Source organism: Photorhabdus akhurstii, from assembly GCF_019090985.1.
Classification (GTDB): Bacteria; Pseudomonadota; Gammaproteobacteria; order Enterobacterales; family Enterobacteriaceae; genus Photorhabdus; species Photorhabdus akhurstii.
On sequence record NZ_CP020335.1, the window covers coordinates 1481453 to 1496250 of the forward strand.

Genomic DNA, 14798 nt, shown 5'->3' on the forward strand with positions numbered 1-14798 from the left:
GAACAAGCTGAAAAATTGAAACACTCAGTAATATCGACAAGGTATTATTGGGGAGTCTCTCAAGCTGAACAATCCGAGACTTTTTCGGGTTGTGAGGTTAAGCGAATAAGCGTACACGGTGGATGCCTAGGCAGTCAGAGGCGATGAAGGACGCGCTAATCTGCGAAAAGCGTCGGTAAGCTGATATGAAGCGCCATAACCGGCGATGTCCGAATGGGGAAACCCAGTGCGATGCGTTGCACTATCATTAACTGAATCCATAGGTTAATGAGGCGAACCGGGGGAACTGAAACATCTCAGTACCCCGAGGAAAAGAAATCAACCGAGATTCCCCCAGTAGCGGCGAGCGAACGGGGAGCAGCCCAGAACCAGCATCAGCGATGGCATCAGAGGAACGGTCTGGAAAGGCCGGCGAGAGAGGGTGACAGCCCCGTACTCGAAGGTGGCATGGCTGTGAGTTCGACGAGTAAGGCGGGACACGAGAAATCCTGTCTGAAGAGGGGGGGACCATCCTCCAAGGCTAAATACTCCTGACTGACCGATAGTGAACCAGTACCGTGAGGGAAAGGCGAAAAGAACCCCGGCGAGGGGAGTGAAAGAGAACCTGAAACCGTGTACGTACAAGCAGTGGGAGCCTTGATTCGTCAGGGTGACTGCGTACCTTTTGTATAATGGGTCAGCGACTTATATTCTGTAGCGAGGTTAACCGTATAGGGGAGCCGCAGGGAAACCGAGTCTTAACTGGGCGAAGTAGTTGCAGGGTATAGACCCGAAACCCGGTGAGCTAGCCATGGGCAGGTTGAAGGTTGGGTAACACTAACTGGAGGACCGAACCGACTAATGTTGAAAAATTAGCGGATGACCTGTGGCTGGGGGTGAAAGGCCAATCAAACCGGGAGATAGCTGGTTCTCCCCGAAAGCTATTTAGGTAGCGCCTCGTGAAGTCATCTTCGGGGGTAGAGCACTGTTTCGGCTAGGGGGCCATCCCGGCTTACCAACCCGATGCAAACTGCGAATACCGAAGAATGTTATCACGGGAGACACACGGCGGGTGCTAACGTCCGTCGTGAAGAGGGAAACAACCCAGACCGCCAGCTAAGGTCCCAAAGTCATGGTTAAGTGGGAAACGATGTGGGAAGGCCCAGACAGCCAGGATGTTGGCTTAGAAGCAGCCATCATTGAAAGAAAGCGTAATAGCTCACTGGTCGAGTCGGCCTGCGCGGAAGATGTAACGGGGCTAAACCATGCGCCGAAGCTGCGGCATTCAGAGGACAGATTTCAGACGACAGAGGACGGAATGATGTCTTGAAGGGTTTGATTAATCAGGTTCTGGATAGTAATCGTCTGTGGCTGTGAAGCCATAGCGAAAATGCTGACCGGACTGGGACGTCATCTGTAAGCTGTATTCTGACGTCTGTTCTCTGGATGGGTAGGGGAGCGTTCTGTAAGCCGTTGAAGGTGGCGCTGTGAGGCCCGCTGGAGGTATCAGAAGTGCGAATGCTGACATAAGTAACGATAAAGCGGGTGAAAAACCCGCTCGCCGGAAGACCAAGGGTTCCTGTCCAACGTTAATCGGGGCAGGGTGAGTCGACCCCTAAGGCGAGGCCGAACGGCGTAGCTGATGGGAAACAGGTTAATATTCCTGTACTGAATGTGACTGCGAAGGGGGGACGGAGAAGGCTAGGCCATCCGGGCGACGGTCGTCCCGGTTTAAGCGTGTAGGTGGGAGGAGCAGGCAAATCCGCTCTTCTGTAACACTGAGGCGTGATGACGAGCTGCTACGGCAGTGAAGTGGCTGATGCCCGGCTTCCAGGAAAAGCCTCTAAGCATCAGGTGACATTGAATCGTACCCCAAACCGACACAGGTGGTCAGGTAGAGCATACTCAGGCGCTTGAGAGAACTCGGGTGAAGGAACTAGGCAAAATGGTGCCGTAACTTCGGGAGAAGGCACGCTGGCGGTAGGTGAAGGAGTTTGCCTCCGGAGCCGAAGCCAGTCGCAGAGACCAGCTGGCTGCAACTGTTTATTAAAAACACAGCACTGTGCAAACACGTAAGTGGACGTATACGGTGTGACGCCTGCCCGGTGCTGGAAGGTTAATTGATGGGGTTAGCCGCAAGGCGACGCTCTTGATCGAAGCCCCAGTAAACGGCGGCCGTAACTATAACGGTCCTAAGGTAGCGAAATTCCTTGTCGGGTAAGTTCCGACCTGCACGAATGGCGTAATGATGGCCAGGCTGTCTCCACCCGAGACTCAGTGAAATTGAACTCGCTGTGAAGATGCAGTGTCCCCGCGGCAAGACGGAAAGACCCCGTGAACCTTTACTATAGCTTGACACTGAACATGGAGCCTTGATGTGTAGGATAGGTGGGAGGCCTGGAAGTGCGGACGCCAGTCTGCATGGAGCCATCCTTGAAATACCACCCTTGAATGCTCGATGTTCTCACTTAAGCCCGTTATCCGGGTTGAGGACAGTGTCTGGCGGGTAGTTTGACTGGGGCGGTCTCCTCCCAAAGCGTAACGGAGGAGCACGAAGGTTGGCTAATCACGGTCGGACATCGTGAGGTTAGTGCAAAGGCATAAGCCAGCTTAACTGCGAGAGTGACGGCTCGAGCAGGTACGAAAGTAGGTCTTAGTGATCCGGTGGTTCTGAATGGAAGGGCCATCGCTCAACGGATAAAAGGTACTCCGGGGATAACAGGCTGATACCGCCCAAGAGTTCATATCGACGGCGGTGTTTGGCACCTCGATGTCGGCTCATCACATCCTGGGGCTGAAGTAGGTCCCAAGGGTATGGCTGTTCGCCATTTAAAGTGGTACGCGAGCTGGGTTTAGAACGTCGTGAGACAGTTCGGTCCCTATCTGCCGTGGGCGCAGGAAGATTGAAAGGGGCTGCTCCTAGTACGAGAGGACCGGAGTGGACGCACCGCTGGTGTACGGGTTGTCATGCCAATGGCATCGCCCGGTAGCTAAGTGCGGGAGAGATAACCGCTGAAAGCATCTAAGCGGGAAACTTGCCTTGAGATGAGTCTTCCCTTGACTTTAGTCACGGAAGGAACGTTTAAGACGAAGACGTGGATAGGCTGGGTGTGTAAGCGCAGCGATGCGTTGAGCTGACCAGTACTAATGAACCGAGCGGCTTAACCTTACAACGCCGAAGGGGTTTTGGTGTCAGAAGACAGCAAACAGAAGTCGGAAGACAGAAGAGAGACAGATTTCAGCTTGTTCAGAGATTGGTTCCAATGGTTGTGGTGACTTTAGAGTCAGACAAGGGTTGGAATAAAACGGAATATGCCTGGCGGCGATAGCGCGGTGGTCCCACCTGACCCCATGCCGAACTCAGCAGTGAAACGCCGTAGCGCCGATGGTAGTGTGGGGTCTCCCCATGTGAGAGTAGGACACTGCCAGGCTTTAAATACAGTGGAAACCCTCAGCGTAAGCTGGGGGTTTTTGCGTATTAAGGCATATCTCATTTTGTTTGCTTATATTGCCTGGTTACTGTGTCTCTCCGCATTATATAGGACAAACTCTGTCGGGAACGGATTTGAACGTCGCGAGTCGAGACGGTCGGCAAAGCGAACGGTTAAAGAGTTGTTTGTAAGCCGATGAGATTTATAAAGTTGTCATACTGCCCGCTTAATAGTGGGCAGTTTTGTATTTAGCGGTACATCGTTGTTTCCCCCTGACCGGAATTTGCCTTGAGACAAAGTTTTTTTCATGCTTCTTAGATGATATAAGTTGTTGTTCTTCCCATAATCGTTGAGATTTTTTTGGGATTTTGTCTCATACGCCGTAAAAACTCTGCTTAAATAACCTGTAGTGAGTTAATGAGATTTTCCATGTTTCTGGTTAATGTCTTCAACATTCTGACGATGAGTATCCATAAGATCAAAGTCGAAGCATATAAGCAAGTAAAGTAATATTTCAGAAATATATTTATTAACTGAATGGTGATATTTAATTTTAGCTGTTCGTTATAGTTATTTAGGAATAAATAATATTTCAAAATGGGATTACATCGATGGTTTTTTTAAATATATCTGTTCCTATGAATTTCTTGCCCTAAAAGGCTATATTCTTTGGAGTATAATATTTAATTGAAATTAAAACATCATTATGAAAAGCTATTTTTTGAAGTCGTGCCGGGTATTTAAGTATCGAAAATAAATTTCATTATTTGAGTTTTATTTTTATCAGATATTGGGAATAAAGCTGAAAAGAGGGGGTGCTATGTTCTCTTAATTTGTTAAAAACCACTATCCTTATTGTATAATATATGAGGCTTTAAAATAGTATATGATTAATAAGGTATATGTGACCTGCTATATTAATATTTCTAAAGAGAACATTAGAGAATTATGATTCGATAAAATTTTGTTATAAATGAAAATTGAAATTTATCAAATTAAAATTCGATGGTAAAAAATCTCCCGAAATATATTCAATATCAGGAGATTTGATTTAGAAAAGATAATTCGCTTTATCGATTCAATTACAGAATACGACTAATCAGTCTGTCTACCCGGATACGGCGTAAACGGCGGATAAGTTTACGTACTTTGACTGGGTAAAGCTGGATGCTGTCCAATTCCTGATAATTACTGACAACCGTAGTATAAGTACGGATACAGTGCAGTTCTTCTGTACGTTGCTCCTGCATTTCTTTATGAGGATCGTGGATAAGAATAGCATTTTCTAAATCTAGTCCCCAGGCACGAGGATTGAGATTATTTCCTGTAATCAATTGCCATTGATTATCCACCCACACACCTTTTAGGTGGTAGCTATTATCACCATCTTTCCATAACCTGATCGTCAGTTGATTGTTGTCAACATAACGCTGTAGTCTGCTGATGAAACGGCGCAGATTGATTTCATATAAATAGGGTAATGCGCCGATAATTTTAAATGGCTCTTCCGGTGGAATATAAAAATCGTTAGCAGTTTTATCGCCAACAATAATTTCCACGTGTTTACCTTTACGGAGTAGATTAACAATCCGCCGAACAATGATAGCTGGAAGATTAAAATACGGAGTACAAATAATCAGTTTTTGTTCTGTGCTGGCGATCAGATGGCTAATGGTTTTATTTAGTAGATTTTTCTTTCCCAGACCGGCAAGTGGAGTGACAGATAGTTCATTATTCGTTGCCTGGTTATTTATTTTATAGGTCGTGTGCCTCAAAGAAAAACGTAATTGACGGATCAGGTTTTTAATTTCAGGAATACGAGGACGATCCTTACAATCCAGTTTCTGTACCGCTCCTGTAGCGATAATGTAACTATCAACAAAGTGTTTCATTGCTTCTGCAAGTTCTGCATTGTGAAGCAAATGGTAGCGATCATAACGATATTTATCATGTTGGTGGAGATAAACGTCATTAATGCTTGCTCCGCTATAAATCACAGTATCGTCAAAGATAAACCCTTTTAAATGTAAAACACCCAGTGCTTCGCGGGTATTTACAGGCACACCTAGTACTGGAATTTTCACATCGGGATAAGCTTCTGCCATAGAACAATACCAATCGGCATTCGTTACCATTGCAGCGGCGCCAATTCGTCCACGTTGTGCCCGATGCCAGTCAACGAGCACTTTAATGTCCAAGTCCGGACGTTGTTGTTTAGCTGTATAAAGTGCATTCAGGATATCTCTCCCTGCATCATCATTTTCCAGATAGAGGGAGATGATATAAATATGTTTTTCAGCGTTAGCAATTTTTTCCAGCAGGGTGCTGCGGAACACTTCAGGTTGATAAAGTGTTTTAACATCAGCAACTGACTGAGGTAGCTTAGGCAGTTGTGCAAGGTGTTGTTGATGTTTAGCTTGTTTGAATTTAGACAACATCACAGTGCGCTTTTTCTCTTATGTTGGATGGCTAAAAGACTACTATGTAAAGCAATGAATCAAATGATCTGGCGATAATACCATTAGTCTGGCTAATTGTGAGCATGATTTAACGCTCTAATGCCTAATGATTCAAGTCTGTGCGATTCATCACGAAGTTGATTTAAAGTTCGAGGGATAAGTTTACAATGCTATCCTCAAATTGAACATCTATGGTAAATCCCAGTTTTTTAGCCAGTTTTATCATAGTACGGTTTTCTGGCATGGTGATAGCATTTAGGCGGTTTATGCCATGTTCTCGCGTATAGTTAATCAGTTTTATCATAAGCTGATATCCAAGGGTAATCCCTTTTAAGTCAGAACGCACTAGCACAGCGAATTCTGCTTCGACATTATCAGGATCGGCTATGGCACGAGTAACCCCGATAATTTCCGGAGTCGTTTTAGGATGTCGTACGGCAACAAATGCCATTTCGCGGTCGTAATCAATTTGAGTCATATTTGCCAGATCATCATGTGTGAATTCACTGATTTCACTAAAGTAACGGTAATAGAGATCTTCTTTAGTAACCTGGCCGATAAAATCTTTCAGCAACGGTTCATCTTCTGGCAAAATCGGGCGTAGCAGGCATTCAGCACCTCCTTTGAGTCTTATCATTTCTTCTAATTCGCCTGGATATGGACGGATAGCTAATCTGGTTCGTGGATCACCTTCTATTGAAGATAATTCCATTGAAACATCTAATAATGTGAATTCGTCTCCAGAAGCCAGTAACGGATGAATATCTAGTCGTACAATTTGCGGGCAATCAAGTAACAGATTAGATACCTGAACTAACAGTCGGCTGAGTGCTAGTATGTCTAATGATTGGGGAGCGCCCTTGAGCTTAATTTTTCTACTTTTAATCGCTTGAATAACCAGATATCGCGCTAATGCCATATTGAGTGGCGGCAACGCGACGGCTACTTGTGTTTCCTGCGACCACTCAATACCGCCTTCACCTAACATAATCAGTGGGCCAAATACTTCATCTTGTTCTACGGCAATACGTAGCTCTTGTGCGCCGGCACGGTTTGCCATGCTTTGAACTAACAGTCCTTGAATTCTTGCGTGTGGGAAATTTTGATTGACACGTTCGATAATCGCTTGAGCAGAAGCCTTGACCTCATTTGCATTTCGCAAATAGAGCATAACCCCCTGAACTTCTGATTTATGCGGGATATCTGGCGAGCGTAATTTCAGAGCGACAGGATAACCGATCTGTTGGGCAATATTGACTGCTTCATCACTGTTATAAGCAATCCATGTTGGCAATGTATTGAGGCCATAGGCTGCCAGAATAGGTTGAACTTCATGGGTATCTAGACGAGAGTTTCCTTGTTCCAGCGCTTGTTGTATGCATTGATGGGCACGTGCAGTATTAGCGGTGATGTTTGCTGGTAGAGCGGGTGTTTCTGTTAATTGTTTTTGATTGCGACGATATTCCACCATGTGCATGAAAGCAGTAATTGCCCCTTCAGGGGTGCGATAAGTTGGAATACCTGCTTCACTGAATAGGCGGCGGGCTTCTTGAGAAGAGTATTCACCGCACCAATTGGTAAAAATAGTTAGCCATTTTCCCCTTGGGTGTTTACGGATTGTTTCAATGACTTTGGTGGCGGTTTGAATACCGGGGGCAATTGCGCTAGGAGAATGGATGAGCAACAGGGCATCATGGTCGTGGCTGTCTAGTAACGGTTTTAACGTAGCAATATAGCGGTCCACCGTGGAGTCATCTCTTAAATCCAGCGGATTATGTAGGGAGATAGTTTCTGGTAATTGTGTTTTTAATGCTTTCGTTGTCTCTTCACCTAATATTGCGAGCTTACCGTTACGGCGGAATAACTCATCCAGCGCCATTGCGGTTGGAGCAGCACCATTGCTGACGATAAATAGTCGTTCTCCCCGTAAAGGCGACATATGGCTTAGGGTTTCTACAGCAGAAAACATTTCATGCGTATCTTGCACGCGTAATAATCCGGCTCGCTGAATTGCTGCATCATAAGCTGCATCCAGATTTTGTTGTTCACCAAGTAATTTCTGTGCTCGCTTGGTACGGCCGCTTTTGACCACCAAAATAGGTTTATTGCGGGAAGCGCTTCTGGATGCAGAAAGAAAGCGACGAGCGTCATGGATATGTTCTACATAGAGCAAGATAGCGCTGGTTTTACTGTCACGAGCCAGAAAATCGAGCAGATGATCAATATCGATATCTACACTGTCACCTAACGCGATAAAGTAGGAAAATCCGACTCCCCGATGTTGCGCCCAGTCAAGAATTGTATTTGAGACTGCCGCAGATTGAGAAATAAAGGCTAATTTCCCTTTGAGAATTGGAATCGGAGAAAAGCTGGCATTCAGCCCTTGCCAGGGGGCCAGTAGTCCCAAACTGTTTGGTCCTAGTAGTCGGATGCTATAGCGCAGGCAACACTGTTTTAGTTCAGGAAATTGAGGCTTTGGCGAAGAAAGAATAATCACTGTCTTGCAACCTAATTGCCCCAGTTGTTCCAGGCATGGCAAATTGCGGTGGTGATGAGTACAGATAATGGCTAAATCTGGTGTGATTGGTAATTTATCTATTGAAGGGTAAGCGAAAACCCCTTGAACAGAACGACTATTGGGGGTTACCGGTAGTATTGGCCCGGCAAAGCCTCCTGCGAGTAGGTTGCGCATCATAACTGAACCCGCTCGTTCTGGTTTTTCTGAGGCGCCAATTACAGCAATGGATTTAGGGCGTAATAAAGCTTCAAGTCCGCGCTGGCTCATCAGGAGGCTCCTTATTTGTGGTTAATTGATAACTGTAGCTGATTTCGCAAATCATTGCTGTGACTTACGTTATCGGATGCAGTTGCTGAGAAGCAATTAAATTGCCAGCTTGTTCCAAAATGGTCCCAGGCTGTAGCTTGAATATCTTCGGTGGGTGTCTGTTTCAACAGGTAGCTTGACTGTGCTCTTCGTGGCAAGTACGGCATGCCTCGCCGAAAGCAGGAAAATTAAGGACGCATTTTATTGGATTATGGTTGTCAGAGGTAGCTTAAGATGCGCACATCAGGTAATCTTCGCGCCATAAAGCAGTTGGAGAAACAAATGAACGATTCATACAGTGGTAAAAATGGCAAAGTCAAAGTGATGTATGTCCGCAGTGAGGGCGATAATGACAGCCGCAGCAATAACAAACGTCCGTCTGGCAAAGGGCGCGATCAAGGTCAGCGTCGTCGGGACGGTGAGCGCACATCCCGTTCTCCGCGTGTCAATGAGCGTGAAAGATCGCCTTGGAAAACAGTGTCACGCCCTGAGAGTGATTCTTTACCATCAGAGCATGGTGGTATCAGTGGGAAAAGCCAGATTGATCCTGAACAGCTCCGTCGTCAGCGCATGGAAGAAACCCGGATTTATGGTGAAAATGCTTGTCAGGCGATGTTTAAAAACCGTTCTGAAGCGATAGTGCGTGCATGGTTTGTTGAGTCAGTGACACCACGTTTCCGCAATGCGCTGAAATGGATGGCTGCTAACCGTAAAGCCTATCATGTTGTGGATGAAGCTGAACTGACAAAAGTGTCAGGTACTGAACATCATGGTGGTGTTTGTTTTCTGATTAAGAAACGTAACGGCTTGGATGCAGAGACCTACCTGAAAGATGCTCCAGTAAAAGATTGTGTTTTGGCTCTTGAAGATGTGGGTAATCCTCACAACCTTGGCGCTATTATGCGAAGCTGTGCGCATTTCGGTGTGCAAGGGGTGATTTTGCACGATGTGGCCTTGTTGGAGTCGGGGGCGGCTATTCGTACAGCAGAAGGTGGCGCTGAGCATATTAAAGGTATTGATGCTGATAGCTTGCTCACCACATTGAATAAATTTCGTCAAGCGGGTTACACCATTGTAACGACATCCAGCCATAAAGGTAGTACCGATTTAGCCAAAGCTGAATTACCGGAAAAAATGGTTCTGGTTCTTGGTCAGGAACGTGATGGTTTGAGTGACAGTGCTTGGAAACATGGTGATATGAGTTTGTTTGTTGGCGGCACGGGTTTAGTCGAAAGTCTGAACGTTTCTGTTGCAACTGGCATTATGCTGGCTGAATGGTGGCGACAGAATAAAGTTTGATAGGAAAAGCGGGGAATGTAATGTTCCCCGCTTTGCTATTAAGATTTAGTGCGCTCCGCCAATATTCTCTTTACTTCCTTGTGTGAATGGTGGTTTCGCAAACCACACGAGTACGATTAATATCAGGAATACGCTGGCGGAGAGCCAGAAAATTTCATTCGCTGAAATTATGAGCCCTTGATGGGTGATCTCTTTTGCCAGATAAGCGGGAATTTGTTGGTTACTCATTCCCGATTCCGATAATTGTTGATAAATCTGTTGAGTGTCGGGGCTATAAGGGTTGATGTGTTCGGTAAAATGGGAATGATGCATTGATTCCCGTTGGGTCCACATGGTTGTTGTTAGTGATGTTCCTACTGAACCTGCCAATGTTCGGATAAAATTCGATAGGCTGGATGCGGATGCCACTCGCCCTGCCGGTAAGCCAGAAAGGGTAATGGTTGTGAGTGGCATAAAGAAACAGGCAATAGCAAACCCCTGGATAAACTGAGGCCATGCGACTGCGGCAAAATCCATGCCTGGTTCGAATGTATATGCACGCCAGTAATAGCAGATGGCATAAACAACAAAGCTGAACGTCACTATGTAGCGCATATCTGCTCTATTGCTGAATTTACCAATCAGTGGAGAAATGATGAGTGGCAATAATCCTACCGGTGCTGATGCAAGACCTGACCAGGTTGCTGTATAACCGAACACCTCCTGTAGTAACTGAGGTAATAACACAATTGTGCCGAAATAGAGCATATAAGCTAAGCTCAAACAGAAGCAGCCAATTGTAAAATTACGTTCTTTGAACAGTGATAGGTCGATAATCGGGTTATCATCGGTCAATTCCCATACCACCAAAAATGCTAATGAGATGATTGCGATAACCGCCAAGATGATAATTTCTGTAGAATTAAACCAGTCTAGCTCTTTACCCTGATCTAGCATGATTTGTAAACAACCAACGCCGACAACCAACAACATCAGTCCTATTGTGTCGATAGGTTTGATCTCTGTTTGAGTTTCACGCCCTTTCAGCGTTTGCATAGCAATCAGAATAATCGCTATACCAACAGGAACGTTGATAAAGAAAATCCATCCCCAATGGTAGTTATCACTGATGTAACCACCCAGAATAGGGCCAAAAATCGGCGCGACAATAATCGTGAGTGACCATAACGCCAATGCCATATTTCCTTTGGCTGGTGGATAATTGTTCAGAAGTAGGCTTTGTGAAAGAGGGATAAGAGGACCTGCAACTAATCCTTGAATAACCCGAAAGAAGATTAGCATGTTAAGACTGTTGGAAATACCGCATAGCCAGGAAGCGATGGAGAATAGTGCGGTTGACCAGATGAATAATTTAACTTCGCCGATGCGTTTTGCCAGCCATCCAGTAATCGGGATGGATATCGCATTGGCAACGCCGAAAGAAGTAATTACCCAGATCCCTTGAGAATTTGATGATCCCAGATTACCTGAAATAGTGGGTATCGCTACGTTAGCAATGGTGGAATCCAACACTTGCATGAATGTTGCCAAGGATAACGCAATGGTCATCCATGCAAGTTTGGCACCTGTAAGCGGCTGTCTTATCACCTTGGCCTCCGGTATTATTTCCCAGCATTACTATTAATAATGTCATTAACTATCTTATTGGCAGGAGACATATCTATTGCCAGAGCCGTGGTGTGATAAGCCGATTTAGTGCGTGTTTTATCAGACAGAACGGGGCCGTCAGGATTTGTAGTATCTACTCTGACTTTAGTCGAGAGGCCGATGCGTAATGGGTATTTTTCTAATTGCCTAGGATCAAACTCAATGCGGATGGGTAAACGTTGTACAACCTTAATCCAATTGCCACTGGCGTTCTGAGCGGGTAATAAAGAGAAGGCGCTGCCGGTACCCATATCAAGGCCAGTAATTTTGCCGCTAAATACTTTGCTCCCACCATAGAAATCGCTGGTGATTTCCACGGGTTGACCAATGCGCATACCAGAAATTTGCGTCTCTTTGAAGTTAGCTTCGATCCACATATCGTTTGCCGAAACTATCGCCATTAGTGGCGTATTTTTATTAATTTGAGCACCAACTTGTACACTACGGCGTGAGACATAGCCATCAATTGGGCTGACTATTTTCGTGCGTTGTAGTGCTAGCCAGGCATTACGGACTTCCGTTGCAGCTTGTTCAACGGTAGGTTGTTTCTCTAGAGGCGTATTCAGAACAATTGCTTGATTAGCGTTATATTGTTCGATAGCCATATCCAGCGCGGCTTGGGCACTGGCGACGGCTTCCTGTGCATGTTGCAATTCTTCTTTGCCAATGACTTTTTGAACGCTAAGTATTTCACGACGGCTAAGATCATTTCGAACTTTGGTTAATTCGGATCTGCGTAGAGCGATGTTAGCCTGATACTGTTTACTGTTAACTATCTGTTGATGTGTTTGGCGAACACTGTTGGCTAATGCTGTTTTTGCTTTTTCTAATGCTAATTCTGCATCACGGGGATCGAGTTGTACCAATACACTACCGCTTTTCACAAAGTCAGTATTATCAAAGTTAACTGTGATTACACTGCCAGCAACTTGCGACATGATTTGAACTTGATTACCTGTAACGTAGGCGTTATCTGTTTCTTGGTGGTGGCGTAAAATGAGAAACCAATAGAAAAAGTAGGCAACACCGAGCAGGGCGAAGACAAGGGCTAGTAACACTAAGGCACGACTGCGTTGCCTTTTTTTGCTACTGTTTGGATCTTGTGCCGCTTGTACTTCTATTTCCTCATTTGCGCTCATAGTAAATCCCCATGCTTGTTATTTATCTTCTAGTAATACTATTTTTTTCAGATCACCTTCCAGTAGCGCTATATCATCGCTACTGGAAAGGTGAACGACACAGGATCCAATGTTATCGAAGAATAATAGTTAGCTTTTTGCAGAAAATATCATCTTAGCTAACAGGAAAATTTTTTCGAACAATTTGACCAAGAAAGTATTGTTTGATCAAAAATTGATCGATTAAACAACAAGCTATTTTTTGATACAATCGCCCATTGTATCAAGTCTGACCAGTAATTTTCTCATTAACTTTTCTAACTGTTTTTGTTCCTCCTGGTCAAGACATGACCAAAGTCTTCTCAGGCAATCATGTTGAGGTGGAAGCAAACTATTTAAAAATTTTGTACCTTGTTCTGTCAGATGAAGATGAAGGCAACGGCGGTCGTTATGACTTTCCTTTCTTTCAATCCATTCCTGTTTCTCTAATTCATCAGCAATACGAGTGGCATTAGTACGGGAAGAACCCAATGCGGCACTTAATTCTGATGGCTGAATGCTGTGGCTTTCCTTAGTATCAAGGATCATCAGGGCCATGAACAAAGTCTCGTTGATTCCCTGGGCTTTCAGCATATTATTACGGTTTTCAAGCAATTTACTTTGGACGTGCATTGATAACCTAGTCAACAGGATCTCTTGATAAGGGATATCTTTATTTAATTTGGCTTGCTGTGCTGCACGAATATTCAGTAATTCTTCGGTAGGCGTAAACGAACTTTCCATTATTTAGATACCTTATTAGTTTCAACTGGTAAGATAACTTTTGTTATCAAACATCCAAATGGTATATTAAAAGATAAATTTAGCAATTGTAGTTATTTGTTATCATCATATTTCTTTTGATATTGATACCTAATTCATAAATATTTTGAATGTTAGTCCAAAAAGCAGTGCGCCGAATAACGTTGCGAGTATAATTTTCCTTGTTTTGTAAAAGATTAAGCAGATGGCCAGACAGCCGATGAGGGTCGGAAATAGTTTTTGACTCTCTCTCATCACATCAGGTACACCCGATACGATGAGTAAAGAACAAATGGATGCAATGCCAATACTGTCAAGAATAATGCTTGTTTTTCCACCTTTCCTGCCGGCAGATTGGCGTGCTTTCCCAAACCGCAGTGGCAGATAGCGAAACGAAAAGTTAGTTAACCCAACAAATAGCCCAATAAGCAAAATCTTGCTGTCAATCATGGTGTTTCCTTTTGTTCACAAGAATCATCGCAACTATTTTGCGGTTGTAACAGTGCTGCGATACAGCCACCGACAATACCTGCCAGAATAGCAACTGGAATTGAAAAAAATGTAATTCCCAACAGTGCCCCGGTTAGCGCGGTTGCAACACAATAACTATTTTGCTTTCTGCAAGAAGCAAGAAGAAAACTGAGAAACAGTGCTGGCAACATGAAAATCATGGCAGCTTCTACGGCAGGGTAGGACTCCAAATAACCGTTACCAAGAAATGCCCCGGCTGCGGTACCTACGACCCAAGCCAGCCAGGAACAGATCGCAATAGCAACCATCCAGTTTTCACTCCAGCTCCGTTGGTTCTTAATAAGTTTTGCAGTAGCGGCGGCAAAAACTTCATCTGTCAGACCAAAAGCCCAGATAACAGTTTTTTTCTCCGTTAACTTATCTTTGATACGGTGCCTTAAAGATGGGCCATAAAGAACATGGCGAACATCCATTGCTATGATTGTTAGGGCAGAGATCCAGAGTGATGTGCCTGCGCTTAATAAAGCTGTGATGACAAATTGACTTGCACCGGCGTAGATGATGCATGAAAAGAAGATGGCTTCTATTGGGTTGAAGCCAAGTTTTACAGCATTGAGACCAAAAGCAAAGGCTACGGGAATGTAACCGATGACAATAGGTAAACTGTCTATTATTCCTTCAGTAAAAGAAGATTTTTTACTGGTTAAGGGGGATGATGTATCAGAAACAGGCATAAAATCCATCTGGTTATATAAATGTTATGTAACAT

Annotated in this window: 8 protein-coding genes and 2 rRNA genes; 3 read left to right on the forward strand and 7 right to left on the reverse strand. The window is 44.6% G+C overall.

Annotation, left to right across the window (positions count from 1 at the left end):
• Nucleotides 1-95 precede the first annotated feature (95 nt).
• Together B0X70_RS06375 and rrf are read left to right on the forward strand one after the other, a co-directional pair.
• Nucleotides 96-3148 (forward strand): 23S ribosomal RNA (locus B0X70_RS06375).
• Between the two features lie 146 nt (nt 3149-3294).
• Nucleotides 3295-3410 (forward strand): 5S ribosomal RNA (gene rrf, locus B0X70_RS06380).
• 1082 nt (nt 3411-4492) lie between these two features.
• On the opposite strand, the gene pssA is transcribed toward rrf, so the two are convergent.
• Nucleotides 4493-5848, reverse strand: a complete 1356-nt coding sequence (gene pssA, locus B0X70_RS06385) for a CDP-diacylglycerol--serine O-phosphatidyltransferase (protein ID WP_217471152.1) — start codon at nt 5846-5848, stop codon at nt 4493-4495.
• Nucleotides 5849-6011: 163 nt separating this feature from the next.
• Nucleotides 6012-8654, reverse strand: a complete 2643-nt coding sequence (locus tag B0X70_RS06390) for a bifunctional acetate--CoA ligase family protein/GNAT family N-acetyltransferase (protein WP_217471153.1) — start codon at nt 8652-8654, stop codon at nt 6012-6014.
• Between the two features lie 321 nt (nt 8655-8975).
• Between B0X70_RS06390 and B0X70_RS06395 the strand changes: the two genes are divergently transcribed.
• Nucleotides 8976-9992 (forward strand): tRNA/rRNA methyltransferase, encoded by a 1017-nt coding sequence (locus tag B0X70_RS06395; protein WP_214040018.1) that lies wholly within the window; start codon nt 8976-8978, stop codon nt 9990-9992.
• Between the two features lie 45 nt (nt 9993-10037).
• Here the strand turns inward: B0X70_RS06395 and emrB are convergent, their stop codons facing one another.
• The 5 genes from emrB to B0X70_RS06420 form a co-directional block, all read right to left on the reverse strand.
• Complete coding sequence (emrB, locus tag B0X70_RS06400) at nt 10038-11579, reverse strand: multidrug efflux MFS transporter permease subunit EmrB (RefSeq protein ID WP_036776786.1); 1542 nt, start codon at nt 11577-11579, stop codon at nt 10038-10040.
• 14 nt (nt 11580-11593) lie between these two features.
• Nucleotides 11594-12778: a multidrug efflux MFS transporter periplasmic adaptor subunit EmrA gene (gene emrA / locus B0X70_RS06405; protein WP_217471154.1), complete on the reverse strand. Its 1185-nt coding sequence runs from the start codon at nt 12776-12778 to the stop codon at nt 11594-11596.
• A 234-nt stretch (nt 12779-13012) separates the two neighbouring features.
• A complete protein-coding gene (gene mprA / locus B0X70_RS06410; RefSeq protein WP_036776777.1) occupies nt 13013-13540 on the reverse strand; it encodes a transcriptional repressor MprA in 528 nt (175 codons plus the stop codon).
• Nucleotides 13541-13669: 129 nt separating this feature from the next.
• A complete protein-coding gene (gene ygaH, locus B0X70_RS06415) occupies nt 13670-14008 on the reverse strand; it encodes an L-valine transporter subunit YgaH (RefSeq protein WP_418889054.1) in 339 nt (112 codons plus the stop codon).
• On the reverse strand, nt 14005-14763 hold the full coding sequence (locus B0X70_RS06420) for an AzlC family ABC transporter permease (RefSeq protein ID WP_036813302.1): 759 nt from the start codon (nt 14761-14763) through the stop codon (nt 14005-14007). Before B0X70_RS06420 ends, ygaH begins: the two co-directional genes overlap by 4 nt.
• Nucleotides 14764-14798: the final 35 nt, after the last annotated feature.